The sequence below is a fragment of the Amycolatopsis sp. lyj-112 genome (genome assembly GCF_046549055.1).
Lineage (GTDB): Bacteria > Actinomycetota > Actinomycetes > Mycobacteriales > Pseudonocardiaceae > Amycolatopsis.
The window spans coordinates 36,340-49,545 of record NZ_JAJPWS010000006.1 but is presented as its reverse complement, the minus strand read 5'-3'; the positions used below and the strand labels follow the sequence as shown (position 1 = coordinate 49,545).

Below are 13,206 nucleotides of genomic sequence, written 5' to 3'. Positions count from 1 at the left end.
GCGAACCAGATCGTGCAGTACGGGTGGGAGACCGGCCAGCCGACGCTATAAGACCACCTGGTCGGAAGGGCTCGACGCGAACACGGGCCTCGTTCCGAGGCAGCACATCGTGCGCCAGGACGCTGATAAGGAACGCCTCGGCAGTGCCTGGGGTCGACAGCGGTCTGCTCTTCACACAGTCAGACGGGAGCCCGCTGAACCCGGCCGATGTCACCGAGCGGTTCTCTCAAGATGGCTGCGCGTTGAAGATTTCGGTGTAGGTCATCCGGTCATAGAGTGACCGCAGCCGTTGCTCCCGTGCCGTAAGAACCGCGCTGTTCGGATCCTCGTTCTTGGTGCCTCTAGCTATTTCTGAAGCCTCGTGCTGCCCCGAGGCCGCGAAGAACTGATCATGGCTGGGAACCACGATCCCTTCCCGCACTGACCCGGCCGACGCCCTCAGGTGTCACCGGGGTTCGCGGTTCCGGTGTGGGTCATGTTCGCGGTAGTAGTCGGCGACGGCGGTGAAGGCGGTTTTGGGCTCCCAGGTCATTGTCGGATAGGTGGTGCCGTAACGGTTTTCGAGCACTTTGACGATGCCGTAGCTGGCGAGGTCGAAGTCCTCACGCGGATCAGTGTGGTGGGGTAGGTCGTAGCGGGCGAAGGTGTTGACGAAGGCGGAGTCGACTCCTTCGGCGGTGAGGATGTCGAGAGTGTCGCGCAGGGCGTTGGCCTGTTCCGCTTCGTCCCGGATGTACTCGGCGGTGAGCCGGGACGGTCGTCCATCGGGGTGCCATTCGATGATCGCGTCGCCGCGGCCTCCTTTGTCCGCGGCGCCGCGGTAGGTGGTGCAGCCGAATTCAGTGATGGCGACCGGTTTTCCCGATGCGACAAGGGTGCGGATGCCGTCGCGGTAGTGGTCGGCGACCTCGATCGAGTGGTAGCCCGCGTCGGTCGCGAGAACGTCGAACGGTGTCCAGTCGACGCCTTCGAACGGCAGTGAGGCGTAGCTGACCTTGCCGTGGAAGCGCTCGCGGACCTGCTCGACGGCTTTGCCGAGGAATTCGTTGATATGGGCGGATAGCGGCGCGAGGAGTGGCCGCAGGCGGTGTGGTTCGGCCAGCAGGGCGAGCCGGTCGGTGAGCGTCGCCCCTGGCAAGAAGCCGATGGTGAAAATGCTTAGCTCGGAGCCGGTGAGGAACACGACTTCGGCCCCTCTTCGCCGGATCCGTTCGGCACGGTCGGCGCAGTCGGCGATGAGCACGAGCAGGTCGTCGGCGGTGAGGTCGCTGGTGAACGGTGAGAACCAGACTTCGAGGCCGGCTTCAGCGGCGTACGTGGCGGCGATCTCCAGGCGGTCGGGGTCGCCCCCGGTCACGCGGACGGAGGTGCAGTGCAGGTCGTCGTGGATGACCCGCATCTCGTGGCGCACGGTTTCGGGGTCGAAGAGCCTGCGGGTGTTCGCCGCGGCATGGCTGAAGCCGGTGTCGTAGGTGATGCCTTTGCCTCGCATGACGTTCTCCCTTGGCCAGCCGCGTCGAATTAGAGTACTGAACGTACCTTACTAGAACATGGAGTCTGCTGATGGGAAGACTGGTAAGGTACGGCTCGTACCGGAACAAGGGGGAGACGTGGCTGACCACCCGCAGTCGCTGGACGGTCCCGCGCGGAGCCGCCGGCGCGGTGCCGTCCTGGAACAAGCCATTCTGCGCGCCACGATCGAAGAGCTGGCCGAATCCGGCTACTCCGGGTTGACCATGGACCGGGTCGCCAAGCGCGCCGGCACCAACAAGAACGCGATCTACCGTCGTTGGCCCCATCGCGCCGCGCTCGGCGTGGCCGCCTACCGGCAGCTGGTCGAAGACACCCTGCGGCCGCCGGATACCGGCGAGCTCCGTGAGGACGTGTTGTCCTTGCTGCGCCGGATCAATCGCGATCTGTCCTCGCCGCGCGGCGAGATCCTCCGCGGCTTGCTGGCCAGCGTGAACGACGAACCGGAACTGCTGGCGCGGCTGCACGAAGAGGCGGCCACCGGTGGAGCCGCTCTGTGGCTGACGATTCTGGGACGCGCCGTGGCGCGAGGTGAGGCCTCACCGGAGGCTCTTCACCCGCGGGTGGCCACCGTGGCCATCGTGTTGCTGCGCAACGAGTACCTCATCGGTGGCATCGCCGCCATACCCGACAGCGTCCTTGTCGAGATCGTCGATGAGGTCTACCTGCCGCTGGTGTGCCGGCGGGAACCCGCGCCGGACTCCAGTTCGGACATAACGCGCTCCGGGCGGCTTTCATGACCACGCTGTCCGACCCGCCGCGCAACGCCGTCGCCCGCATCCTGGACATGATCGGGTCGCTCGTGCACTACCGGGCCTTGTTCGATCACGCCCCGATCGGCGACCTCGAGGTCGAACGCGCGGTCGAGGCGCTGATGCGCGGAATCGCCACTGACTACCCGGTACTGCTCGCCCACAGCCGCCGGCTTTCCGCCGCGCCCGCGGTTCGTCCCCACGACTGAAGCGTCACCCCAACGAATTCAGGGAGCACCGTGGAACACGATTTCGAGGGCCGCGACATCGGGGCCGGGATCACGATCATCCGGCTGCGCACGGACGAGGTCGGCGCCGGCCCGAACCTCCACCAGCATCCCTATCGGGAGACCATCGTGATCCTGCACGGCAGCGCGCGGTTCACGATCGGCGACCAGGAGCGCGAAGGTACCGCGGGCGACGTCCTGGTCATCCCGGCGAGCACCCCGCACAAGTTCGCCGTCCTCGGGCCCGGAACCTACGAGGCCGTGGACATTCACGAGAGCGACCATTTCATCACCGAATGGCTCGAGCGAGACGACGCATCATGACCGACGACGTTGGGCCGCCGCTCAGCATCATTCAGCCAGGTGAAGGACACACCGGTGATCTCTCGGCGACTCTCGGCGTGGTTTTCAAATGGGCGGGCCGGGACACGGGCGGCGCTTTCGCCGTGGTGGAACATCCCTTCGCGGTCGGGGCGGTCACACTGCCCCACACGCACACCCGCGAAGACGAATACTCCATCGTGCTGGAGGGGGAGATCGGGTTCCGCTCCGGCGACCGCGAGGTCGTGCTGGGGCCCGGCGGCTACATCACCAAGCCACGTGGGGAAATGCACGCCATGTGGAACGCCGGCGACAGCCCGGCGCGCATGATCGAAATCATCAGCCCGGCAGGGTTCGAGAACTTCTTCCGGGAACTCGCGGACCTGAACCAACAGGGCGGCCCGACGCAGAACCAAGTTGACCGGATCGCCCAGCGATACGGCGTCACGTTCGGCGAACCCGACTGGTTCCCCGACATCATCAGGCGCTACCACCTCATCACCCCGCACCGCGACGAACACGAACCCGGCAGCTGACCGCGGCAGACCCGAACACGACGCGCAGGAACACGACGCGCGCCGCCCTGCCGCGACGAGCGGTCAAGGCCGACTCGTTCCCTTGCTCGGCCCAACGCCGAGACACCCCGATCTGGTCGTTCGGGGTGTCTCGTTTTGCGGACCGGTCACCGGGAGCGCGGCGGGCACAGCTCCGCCTCCAGCACCTTGGTGAAGATGCCGATCGGGTTGCCCCAGTCGCCGTTGATGTTGGTTACGACCGTGTGCCTGCCGTCAGCGGTGCCCATCGCGTTCGTCCAGGAACCGTGGATCATGCCGCCTCCACCCCAGGCCGTCACTCCGCAGGACAGCGTCTGGGAGAAGACGCCGAGCCCGTACCTGGCGTTCGGGACCGGCCACCCGCTGCCCTCGGTCGAGACCGTGGTGAACATCTCCTTCTGCTGCGAGGGCGGCAGCAGGCGTCCGCCCAGCAGCGCCCGGTAGAAGTTTTGCAGGTCCCCGGCGGTCGAGACCATGCCACCGGCTGCCCAGGCCCAGGACGCGTTCATGTCGGTGACGTCGTAGACGTCGGCGCCGGGCTCGGTGACCCACAGTGTGGAGTACGCCCGTCCGTGCGGTCCGCGCAGCTTCGTCTCGCGGAAACCGGGTACGTAGGTCGCGGTCAAGCCCAGCGGGCGAGTGATCCGCTGCTCGACCTCCTCGGCGTACGACCTGCCGGTGGCCTTCTCGATGATGATTCCGGCGAGCGCGTAGTTGGAGTTGGAGTATGCCCAGGCCGTGCCGGGGGCGAACATGGGCGGGTGTGCCACGGCGAGCTTCACCATCTCCTCCGGACGCATGGTGTCGAAACGGTGATCGAGGAAGGCGGGCGTGAAGTACTTGGGCACCACACTCTCGTCCGAGGTGTAGGGGAACAGGCCGCTGGTTTGGTTGAGCAGATTCCGGATGGTGATCTTGGTGCCGTCGTTGCCGTTGCCCCGGACCTCGCCGGGCAGCCACTTCTCCACGGTGTCGTCGAGACTCAGCCGGCCCTCGGCCGCAAGCTTCAGCATCACGGTCGAAGTGAACGTCTTGGTGGCGCTGCCGATGCGGAAGCGGTCCTGCCGGCGGCGCTCGCGTCCGGTCTCGGTGTCGCCCGCGCCCGCCGTGCCGAACCACGGCTCGCGCCCGTCGCGAATGTCGCTGAGTATGCCGGGCAGGCCGTCATCGGTGACGGTCTGGTCGAGTATCTGCTGGACCTTGGCGTGGCAGTCGTCGGCCAGCGCCGGCGACGCGCTCACGGTCACCGCCAGTCCGGCGGCGAGCAGGCAGACAGCGCCTCGGAGGGTTCTAGTCGTCATGGTCGTTCGGCCTTTCAGTTCGTGTTGGCTTTCCGTACGTCCGCCACGCTTTCCGACTGCGCTTACAGGCGTCTTGGAACGCTCTTTCAGTGGCACCGGCCGCTGTAAGGGGTTGGGCATGGTGGCGGGCACGACTCGTTAGCCTGGTGCGCATGCGGATTGAGGTGCTGGGGCCGGTCCGTGCCTATGCCGACGACGGTGCGCCGATCGATGTCGGCGGCGTCATGGTTCGCGCGTTGCTGGCCCGGCTGGCCCTGGCCGAAGGCGAGATAGTGTCGGTCGACGCCCTCGTCGACGGCCTGTGGGGTGGTCACCCGCGCGGGGGCTCCGTCAATGCGTTGCATGGGCTGGTGCATCGGCTGCGCAAGGCTCTACGCGAGGCCGAACTCGTGGAGAGGGCAGTCGGCGGGTACCGCCTGCACGTACGCGTCGAGAACGTCGACGCCTATCGGTTCGAGGAGAAGGCGAAGCGGGGCGGTCGCGAACTGGCCGCGGGCGCCGTGCAGCGAGCGGGCTCGCTGCTGGACGAGGCGCTGGGGCTGTGGCGGGGAGACGCGCTGGCCGATGTGCGCGACACTCCGTTCGCCGCTACGGCCGGGGCGCGGCTGGACGAGCTGCGCGCCGCGGCCAGGGAAAATCGGTTCGAGGCGGAGCTGCGACTGGGCCGCCATCACGAGATTCTGGGCGATATGGCTGCGGTGGCCGTCGGCCACCCGTTGCGCGAACGGCTGGCAGGACTGCGGATGCGAGCCTTGCACGCGGCAGGGCGCCAGTCCGACGCGCTGGCCGTCTTCGAACAGGTCCGCGGCACGCTCGCCGAGGAACTGGGCGTCGACCCGTCCGAGGAACTCCGCAAAACGTACCTGGCTGTGTTGCGGGGCGAGCTGGAGATCCCCGAGGTGGAACACGCTCGGCCGGAGGCGGTGCCGGGACGCCTGCCGGCCCAGTCGACCAGCTTCGTCGGCCGGGCGGAGGAGCTGGGACTGCTTGCCGGGTTGCTGGAGACTTCCCGGCTGGTCACCATCGTCGGTCCCGGAGGCGCGGGAAAAACCCGGTTGGCCGTTGAGGCGGCGAGCCGGCATCGAACCCATCAGCGTGGGCGGCTCTGGCTCGTCCCACTGGCCGGAGTGACCACAATGGACGGGTTGCCCGAGGCGGTGCTGGGCGCGCTCAGCCTCGCCGACGCTCAGCCGTCCGGCACACCGCTCGAGAAAGTGGTCAATCTCCTCGCCTGCGGTGAAGGTGTGCTGGTGTTGGACAACTGCGAACAGATCTCCGGCCATGTCGCGGAGTTCTGCGGGCAGCTGCTGGAGCGCCGGCCGTACCTGACGATCCTGGCCACCAGCCGGGAGTCGCTGGAAGTCGTGGGTGAGACGTTGTGCCGTCTGGGCCCGCTCGAACTGCCACCGCCACATGCGGGTCCCGCCGAGGCCGCAGAGTCGGCCGCAGTGCGGCTGTTCCGGGATCGCGCGGCAGCCGTACAGCCGGACTTCGCACTGGACGCGCCGACCACGGCCACGGTCGTGGACATCGTGCGCCGACTGGACGGACTGCCACTGGCACTGGAGCTGGCCGCGGCGCGACTGCGGACCATGAGCGCCGACCAGATCGCTCAACGGCTCGACGACCGCTTCCGGTTGCTCAGCACCGGCAACCGGTCTGCCCAGCCGCGGCAGCAGACGCTCCACGCGGTCATCGAATGGAGCTGGGACCTCCTCACCGATCGAGAACGAACACTGGTCCGCCGAATGTCGATCTTTCCGGCGAGAACCGGGATCGCCGCGATCGAGGCGGCCTGCTCGGACGACACGCTCCCCACAGCGGAAGTCGTCTACGTGCTCGGCTCCCTGGTCGGCAAGTCCATTGTGGAACGAGCCGGCGAAGGCTACCGGATGCTGGAGACCATCCGGGCCCATTCGGCGGACAAGCTTCGCCTCGCGGGGGAAGCCGAAGCCGTCCTGCGCAGGCTCGTGCGGCACTTCGCCGCCCTGGCCGAGGAACATGAACCGCTGCTGCGCTCGGGCAAGCAGGTGGAGTCGCTGCGGCTGTTCCAGGCCGAGTACGACAACCTGATGTTCGCCCTGCAAACGGCCATCGAAACCGGCGACGCCAAGGTGGCGGCCCGCCTCCTCGGCCCGCTGTACTGGTACTGGGTCATGCTCCGCTACGACGCTCGGGCCGATGCCTACGTCGCCAAGGTCGCCGAGTTCGGTGACGCGCTGCCCGCGGACGCCCGGGCCGCGTTCACCGCGATCCACCTGGTAGCCGGAGAGGGCGGGCCGGTCACCGACCCCGAGCGACTGCGCGCGCTCATCGACGACTGTGCGCACACAGGCGCGCTGCGGCGCTATCCGATGCTGCTGACGACGGTGCTGGTGACGGCGGCGACACTCGGGCTGGACGAGCTGGTCGACCAGGAGATCGCCCGGGTGCGCAGCGGCTCGGACCGCTGGGCGATCGCCTGCGCCAGCATGATCGAAGCCATGAGGTATCGCCAACGGGGCGACCGGGAAAGCTCCGCGACCGCGATGGCAGCGGCGCTGCACACGTTCGACGAGGCAGGCGATCGGTGGTGGACGGCGAAGACGCTGATCGGCTTGGCGCAGGTTCACGCCATCAGCGGCGAACACGACGAGGCGATCGCCGCCTACGAGCGCAGCGTCGCGATCGCCACCGACCTCGGCTCACAGGACGAGGTCTCCACCCGGCTCCAGCTCGCCACCGAACGCATGCGCGCCGGCGACCTGGCCGGTGCCCAGCACGACATCGAAACCGCCCAACGAGCGGCATGGGAGCGCGGCCAGCCCTTGCTGGAGATTGAGGTCCTAGCCAGGCTGGCCGAGCTGTATCGCCGCTCCGGCGAGATCGAACGGGCCAACCGAGAACTCGACCGGATGGAGACACTCGCCCGCCGACTGCCCCTCAACGCGGAGACGATCGAGAACCTTCTGGTGCCCGCCAGGATGGCGAACCTCCTCACCGCCGGGGACGCCGCACCCGCGCGCGAGCTGCTGCCCCGTACCGTGCAGGCGGCGCAGGCGGACATGGACACCCCTTGGGCCGCCCAGCTCCTGGCCCGGCTGTTGTTACTGGAGGGTGATCCGGCCGGCTCGGCCACCGCGCTCGGCCTGAGCCAGGCCATCCGCGGCGCCTTCGACCACGGCGACACCGAACTGCGCTCCCTTGCGGAGGTGCTCGCGGAGCGGCTCGGCCGCATCGACTTCGACATCGCCTACCAGCGGGGTGCCGACATGACACTCCAAGAGGCCACCGACCGGCTCGCAAAGCTGCGCGCATAAGGCCGCGGGCGGGAATCCTTGTGGGCCAAGCAATCGCGATCTCCCTGCAGCCCGAAAGATCGTCGCCCTCGCCTGGCGCCCCTCACTTCCTCGAACTCCTGAACTATGACTGTGTGAAGCACCCCCCAAGGCACTCATCCGCCGCCGATCGAGCGTCCTGAGCGGGTCGGGTGTGGTGGCGAGCTTGCTGACGATCATGACGTCGAGCTCACCGAGGGCATGACGGGGGAAGGCCACGGCGTACCGGCGTTGGTGAAGGCATCCGCAGGATTTGACACACTCCTTGATCAACTCGAAGAAGCGACCCGCCCCCTGCTTGACGTCACCCGCCAGTAACCGGGAGACCACGCTGCAGAAGAAATGCTGGCGATTTCCGTCGGCATTAGAGCTGCCGAGCGTGATCCCTGTCTGGGAGCACGCCGGCCGTTCGCGGTCCGCCGTGGTCGTCAGTTTCCATGCCTGCCGGGTCTTCGACGTCGCGAACGGGCTGGCGGACCTGCGTGCCCGTACTGCCCTCGACGCCCTCGATATCGAGCGGCTCGGCACGCCGGTGTCGCTCGTCATCGACACGGCTGCGGACGACGATGCCGATGTCGACTTCGATGATTTCGCCGTCGCCAACCCGCTCGTCCGGCCTTACGCCAGGACCGGCGGGCGGACCCCGGTCCGCGCGGGAGCTTCGGCTCGAGGCCCTGGTCACCACCGCCGAGGACTTGCAGGACCTCGACCTCGACGGCGACGGTACTGACGAGCTGCTGATTGTCGAACTGTGCGAGCGGTCGGTGGCGCTCGCGGAGATCGCCGCCATCCTGCGTATCCCGATCGGCGTCATCCGGTTCCTCGTCAGCGACCTCGCCGAGCGCGGTGTGGTGCACATTGGGCACCCCGACGACCACGACGACGGCGGCGGCCCGAAATTCGCCACGATGGAACGCGTCCTAGAGGGACTACGAGCGCTCGAATAGGGCCCGGTAGCAAACCGGGCCCTGCCCCTGAACAAGGAAGATCGGAAGAACGCCAGGAGACTGACCACACCGACCGCCACCACTCAAGGCGCGGGGCTCCGGGCCAGCGTCGCTACACCGACGCCTCGACTTCCTCGTGGATACGACGTCCCGCTCCACCGAGGGTGTGTCATCGCGCGGCGGCGGCTGAATGAACTTCCCCTGATACACCGTGGGACAGGCATTGTGACTCGGTCACTGACCGCCATGTCGCAGCAGCTTCTCCCTGCGACATGGCAGAAGGTGGGAGCACCCCGAAGTGCTCGCGGGCGCCGCGAAGATACTCGCCGCCGATCGGCGGCGAGGTCAGGCCATGGTCAACGTCGAGGTCAGTCCTGTCAGCTGCGCTCCGTCACCGAAGACCCGGGCCTGCACCGGTGACGTCTTGCCGACTGTCAGTTGGGCTCGCCGGGCTGCCCGCGCTTGGTTCAGAGCTCCGGGAGGTTGTCAAAGGCCGCAGCGCCTCTGCGGCGGCAGAGAGCTCGGCGGGCCACCGTCGTGTGATCGCGTCCCACGCTCGCCGTAGCGATACCTGCTCAGCGAGGACGACGTACGGGGTGTTGCCCCAGCGGGTCGCGATCACAGTGCCGACGCGGTCTGGGCCGTCGGGCTCGGGAGCGCCGCCCGGCAGGAAGTCCAGCGTGTACTTCGCCCCGGTCAATCTCAGATCGTCATCCAGCCCCGCCCCCGCGCAGGTGTAGCTGCGCAGCGTGTTGCGGACGTCCACGCCATCGGGGATCGCCGCGTCCGGATAGGCGGAGTTGTACCGCCGCGCTGAGACGAAGACCGGATAGCTGGACGCGTCGCCGCCGGAGGGGAGAGCCATGCCATGGATCTTAAAGACCTTGGCCCATGTGGGTGGTCGCCCGGGGCAACGGTTGGTGACAGTGGATCACTCAGCCTGAGGTGATGGGTTCGCTACGGAACCGGGTGACGTCGTCGAGCAGGTGCCGGGACACTGTGTCTTCACGGTCGGCCAGTAGACGAGCCAGCGGGGCGAGCCGGTCTTTGGTGCGGGCGGAACCGAGGGGGCGAGCGAGTCCGACGGCTGCCTGCCCCGCGCGTGCCGCTTCGGCGAGATCGCCGAGCAGAGCGTGGTTCTGGGCGAGCATGATCATCGTCAAGGCCCGGCTGCGTGCCATGGTGGTGGTGTAACCGTCCGTGGCTGCAGAATCTCTGGCGGACGAAAGTGGTTCCCGTCGAATTAGTCCTTCAGCTGCTCGGCGGCTGACAAAACACGATCGGCATGGGGAAGAAGCTCTCTTCCCGAGCAGACCCCGCCAACCCCAGCTTTTGAGCGGCATCGTGGCCGCTCGGATGGACTTGTCTAAGTGAACAGCCGACCTGCGACGAACCAGGGCTTCGTCAAACCCGGTCAGGTGGTCCGGTGCACGCTCAGCCCGGTGCAGGCCGACGTGGCGACCTTCGGCTGGGCGCTCGCGGAAGGATCCGAGAACACCGTCCTGCCGATCAGCTTTTCGGGCGCTAGCTGGTGTTGCGTTTCTGGAGCGTCAACGAGGCGGGTCTGCGGACCGAGGTGTCCGAGTGGAACCTCTACGTTCGGTAGCCGTTTGTCCGTCCTCGGAGTTCGTCAGCAGTCCGTGGTCGCGGGCGTAGATCGCCGCCTGGGTGCGATCTCGCAGTCCGAGGCGGCCGAGGATGCGGGAAATGTGGTTCTTCACCGTTCCCTCGCTGAGGTACAGCCGGGCCGCGATCTCGCGGTTCGTCGAGCCCTCCGCGACGAGCCGCAGCACCGCGGTCTCCCGGCCGGTCAGGACTTCGGCGGGTGCCGTTCTCGCGGGTTCGGCTGCCGGAGCCGCCGCGGCCAGGCGCCGCGCCACCGCGGTGTCGAGCTGGGTGATCCCGGCGTGCGCCAGCCGGATGGCGTCGGCCAGTTCGTCGGCGGGAAGATCCTTGAGCAGGTAACCGGCGGCACCCGCGCGCAACGCCTGCACGACGTATTCGTCGTCGTCGAAAGTGGTCAGCATGACGACCCGGCAGCCGGGCGCCTTGTGCCGCAGGATCGCGGCGGCCTCGACACCGTCCATCCCGGGCATCCGCACGTCCATCAGCACCACGTCGGGTTCGAGGGCGAGGACGCGGGCGACGGCTTCCTTCCCGTCCGCGGCCACGCCGAGCACCTCGATGCCCGGCTGGATGCCCAGGAGCGAGGCGATGCCGTCCCTGATCAATCGCTGGTCGTCGACGACCAGCACGCGCACGCTCATCGGGCGGGAACTTTCCCGCACGGCACCGTCACGGTGATCCGGGTGCCCGCCCCGGGACGGCTCTCGACCCGCGCGAGCCCGCCGACCAGCGCCGCGCGCTCGCGCAGGCCGAGCAGCCCGAACCCTTCTCCGGACTCGGTCGCTCCGGTGCCGAACCCCCGGCCGTCATCGGCGACGACCAGCCGGGTCTCGGTCTCGGCGAAGGTCAGTGACACCGAGACCCGCTCGGCCTGGGCGTGCCTTCGCGCGTTGGTCAAAGCCTCCTGCGCCGCACGGAAAAGCGCGCTCACCGTCGCGTTGTCCACGGTGCGCTCCTCGCCGTCCACGGCGAGGCTGACCTGGAGCTGGTCGTCCCCTGCTTCGTCGACGAGCTCGGCCAGCGACGCGGACAGGGTGTGTCCCTCCCGTTCGTCACGCAGTGCCCCGACAGACCGGCGGACTTCGTCGAGCGCGCGTCGTGCCGAAGACCGGGCGTCGGCCAGTGCCTGGTCCGCGGCCCGTGGATCGCGGTCCCGAAAGGCGGACGCCTTCTCCACCTGCACCGCGATCGCGGTCAGGTGGTGGCCGAGGCTGTCGTGGATGTCTCTGGCGAGGCGGTTGCGCTCCGCCGCCGCCGACAGGTCCGCGACCTGGGCGGCGTAGGAGGTCACCTCGCGCAACGACTCCTCGAGCCGGGATCGGGCCTGCTGCTCGCGGACCGCGATCCCGGCCATGGCGATGGCGAGAACCAGGCCGATGACGAACATCAGCACATCGGCGACGTAGTTGGCGCTGGTGTACCAGCCGGGAACCCACAAGGCGTAGGAGACGACGAGCAGCACCAGGCACAGCGCGCCGAGCGCGATACTCACCGTCCGGCCGAACGCGAGGTAGGCCGCGAACGGCACCAGCACGAACAGCGCCCGCGACAGTCCCGAGTCGTCCAGCGCGGCGACCGCGACGAACAGCGAGAGCCGGACGAGCAGGAACGCCAAGGCGGTGCCGCGCCCCGCGCCGAAGCGCCGTTCGGCGGGCTCCAGCGCGAACAGCGCCGCGACGCCTACGACGAATCCGGCGGTCCGAAAAGGATGGACGTCCCCGCCGAGCCCGGCGAGGACGTAGTAGAGGCCCGCGAGCAGCACGATCCCGTAGACGACGGCCGACACCCACGGCACCGGTGATTCCTTCCGCACGAGCGTCATGCCGGCACCTCCCAGTAGGGAGAGTACGGCCGATCCGGCGGTATTCCCCCCGAGTCGCGAAACCATGGCCGAACGGCACGTGCCGTTCGGCGGTGATCGGTGAGCGCGATCGGCCCGGTCGGCACTTCCGGGCCGCGGTGGTCCTTCGTAGCGTTCGACCCTGTCATCGACACTAACGCTTGCGCCACAAAGGAGTTCTCATATGCTGTCGCCCACGTTGATCCGCCTCGGCGCGCCGTGCGGCATCGTCGCCGGACTGTTCATCGCGGTTCCCGCGGCCTTCGAAACGGTACTCGGGGAGACCGCGGCCACCAGCTTCGTCCTCGGCCTCGCCCCGGCCATGGCGACGCCCGTGCTCGTGGCGCTCTACGCGCGTCACAGCGAGGCCGCGGGCCGGTTCGGCGCCATCGCGTACCTGGTGAACCTGATCGGTCTCGGACTGTTCGGTGGCGCCGCGTTCACGCTGAACATGGCGCTGTTCTACCTCGACGGCCCGGTCGTCGCCGAACTTCTGCGCGGCCCGACCAAACTGGCCCTCACGGCGAGCGCGAGTGTGTTCGCCCTCGGTTCGGTGCTCTTCGGCCTGTCCCTGCTGCGCGCCAAGATCCACCCACGGCTCCCGTCGGGCCTCTATGTGGTGGTGCCTGCCGCGTTCGCACTTGCCGCCCCCCTGCCGGACACCCTGTTCACCAGCGGGTTGCACATCCTGTTCGGCCTCACGCTCGGGTGGCTCTCGATGGCGGTGTGGCGAAGCGAGCGCGTCAGCCCGGTCTCGGCCTAGGTGTCCTGCCCTGAGAGGTCGGAGACGC

14 protein-coding genes are annotated in these 13,206 nt (G+C 68.1%); 8 read left to right on the top strand and 6 right to left on the bottom strand.

Translation table 11 applies throughout. The features are described 5' to 3' along the window. Window positions 1-445: 445 nt before the first annotated feature. A complete protein-coding gene (locus ACLJRL_RS21355) occupies window positions 446-1,492 on the bottom strand; it encodes a hypothetical protein (protein WP_410658001.1) in 1,047 nt (348 codons plus the stop codon). Window positions 1,493-1,610: 118 nt separating this feature from the next. Between ACLJRL_RS21355 and ACLJRL_RS21350 the strand changes: the two genes are divergently transcribed. From ACLJRL_RS21350 to ACLJRL_RS21335, 4 genes are read left to right on the top strand one after another with little or no spacing between them, the layout of a single operon-like run. Beyond that, the gene (locus ACLJRL_RS21350; RefSeq protein WP_410658000.1) at window positions 1,611-2,270 is read left to right on the top strand and encodes a TetR/AcrR family transcriptional regulator; all 660 of its coding nucleotides are present in this window, start codon (window positions 1,611-1,613) and stop codon (window positions 2,268-2,270) included. Further along, a complete protein-coding gene (locus ACLJRL_RS21345; RefSeq protein WP_410657999.1) occupies window positions 2,267-2,491 on the top strand; it encodes a hypothetical protein in 225 nt (74 codons plus the stop codon). Before ACLJRL_RS21350 ends, ACLJRL_RS21345 begins: the two co-directional genes overlap by 4 nt. Window positions 2,492-2,521: 30 nt before the next feature. Beyond that, entirely contained in the window at window positions 2,522-2,833 is a 312-nt protein-coding gene (locus ACLJRL_RS21340) for a cupin domain-containing protein (protein WP_410657998.1), read from the top strand. Then, entirely contained in the window at window positions 2,830-3,366 is a 537-nt protein-coding gene (locus tag ACLJRL_RS21335) for a cupin domain-containing protein (protein WP_410657997.1), read from the top strand. The genes ACLJRL_RS21340 and ACLJRL_RS21335 overlap by 4 nt, the downstream gene beginning before the upstream one ends. A 146-nt stretch (window positions 3,367-3,512) precedes the next feature. On the opposite strand, the gene ACLJRL_RS21330 is transcribed toward ACLJRL_RS21335, so the two are convergent. Further along, on the bottom strand, window positions 3,513-4,685 hold the full coding sequence (locus ACLJRL_RS21330; RefSeq protein ID WP_410657996.1) for a serine hydrolase domain-containing protein: 1,173 nt from the start codon (window positions 4,683-4,685) through the stop codon (window positions 3,513-3,515). A 152-nt stretch (window positions 4,686-4,837) separates the two neighbouring features. On the opposite strand from ACLJRL_RS21330, the gene ACLJRL_RS21325 reads away from it, so the two are divergent. The 3 genes from ACLJRL_RS21325 (at window position 4,838) to ACLJRL_RS21315 (ending at window position 8,949) form a co-directional block, all read left to right on the top strand. Next, window positions 4,838-7,984 carry a BTAD domain-containing putative transcriptional regulator gene (locus ACLJRL_RS21325; protein WP_410657995.1) on the top strand — a complete coding sequence of 1,049 codons (3,147 nt, stop codon included), beginning with the start codon at window positions 4,838-4,840 and terminating at the stop codon, window positions 7,982-7,984. A 397-nt stretch (window positions 7,985-8,381) separates the two neighbouring features. Next, on the top strand, window positions 8,382-8,732 hold the full coding sequence (locus tag ACLJRL_RS21320) for a hypothetical protein (protein ID WP_410657994.1): 351 nt from the start codon (window positions 8,382-8,384) through the stop codon (window positions 8,730-8,732). Beyond that, window positions 8,698-8,949 carry a DUF742 domain-containing protein gene (locus tag ACLJRL_RS21315; protein ID WP_410657993.1) on the top strand — a complete coding sequence of 84 codons (252 nt, stop codon included), beginning with the start codon at window positions 8,698-8,700 and terminating at the stop codon, window positions 8,947-8,949. Before ACLJRL_RS21320 ends, ACLJRL_RS21315 begins: the two co-directional genes overlap by 35 nt. Before the next feature lie 391 nt (window positions 8,950-9,340). On the opposite strand, the gene ACLJRL_RS21310 is transcribed toward ACLJRL_RS21315, so the two are convergent. From ACLJRL_RS21310 to ACLJRL_RS21295, 4 genes are all read right to left on the bottom strand, one after another. Then, complete coding sequence (locus ACLJRL_RS21310; protein ID WP_410657992.1) at window positions 9,341-9,814, bottom strand: hypothetical protein; 474 nt, start codon at window positions 9,812-9,814, stop codon at window positions 9,341-9,343. Window positions 9,815-9,884: 70 nt separating this feature from the next. Beyond that, window positions 9,885-10,130: a hypothetical protein gene (locus ACLJRL_RS21305; RefSeq protein WP_410657991.1), complete on the bottom strand. Its 246-nt coding sequence runs from the start codon at window positions 10,128-10,130 to the stop codon at window positions 9,885-9,887. 369 nt (window positions 10,131-10,499) lie between these two features. After that, window positions 10,500-11,216 carry a response regulator gene (locus tag ACLJRL_RS21300; protein ID WP_410657990.1) on the bottom strand — a complete coding sequence of 239 codons (717 nt, stop codon included), beginning with the start codon at window positions 11,214-11,216 and terminating at the stop codon, window positions 10,500-10,502. Beyond that, window positions 11,213-12,397 (bottom strand): sensor histidine kinase, encoded by a 1,185-nt coding sequence (locus ACLJRL_RS21295; RefSeq protein ID WP_410657989.1) that lies wholly within the window; start codon window positions 12,395-12,397, stop codon window positions 11,213-11,215. Before ACLJRL_RS21295 ends, ACLJRL_RS21300 begins: the two co-directional genes overlap by 4 nt. A 202-nt stretch (window positions 12,398-12,599) precedes the next feature. Here ACLJRL_RS21295 and ACLJRL_RS21290 point away from each other — a divergent pair, with 202 nt between their 5' ends. After that, complete coding sequence (locus ACLJRL_RS21290; protein ID WP_410657988.1) at window positions 12,600-13,178, top strand: hypothetical protein; 579 nt, start codon at window positions 12,600-12,602, stop codon at window positions 13,176-13,178. The last annotated feature ends 28 nt before the right edge of the window (window positions 13,179-13,206 follow it).

Coding starts and splice junctions, on each gene's coding strand:
- ACLJRL_RS21290 (WP_410657988.1), top strand. CDS start 12,600: ATGCTGTCGCCCACGTTGATCCGCCTCGGCGCGCCGTGCGGCATCGTC.
- ACLJRL_RS21310 (WP_410657992.1), bottom strand. CDS start 9,814: ATGGCTCTCCCCTCCGGCGGCGACGCGTCCAGCTATCCGGTCTTCGTC.
- ACLJRL_RS21330 (WP_410657996.1), bottom strand. CDS start 4,685: ATGACGACTAGAACCCTCCGAGGCGCTGTCTGCCTGCTCGCCGCCGGA.
- ACLJRL_RS21325 (WP_410657995.1), top strand. CDS start 4,838: ATGCGGATTGAGGTGCTGGGGCCGGTCCGTGCCTATGCCGACGACGGT.
- ACLJRL_RS21305 (WP_410657991.1), bottom strand. CDS start 10,130: ATGGCACGCAGCCGGGCCTTGACGATGATCATGCTCGCCCAGAACCAC.
- ACLJRL_RS21345 (WP_410657999.1), top strand. CDS start 2,267: ATGACCACGCTGTCCGACCCGCCGCGCAACGCCGTCGCCCGCATCCTG.
- ACLJRL_RS21300 (WP_410657990.1), bottom strand. CDS start 11,216: ATGAGCGTGCGCGTGCTGGTCGTCGACGACCAGCGATTGATCAGGGAC.
- ACLJRL_RS21335 (WP_410657997.1), top strand. CDS start 2,830: ATGACCGACGACGTTGGGCCGCCGCTCAGCATCATTCAGCCAGGTGAA.
- ACLJRL_RS21355 (WP_410658001.1), bottom strand. CDS start 1,492: ATGCGAGGCAAAGGCATCACCTACGACACCGGCTTCAGCCATGCCGCG.
- ACLJRL_RS21295 (WP_410657989.1), bottom strand. CDS start 12,397: ATGACGCTCGTGCGGAAGGAATCACCGGTGCCGTGGGTGTCGGCCGTC.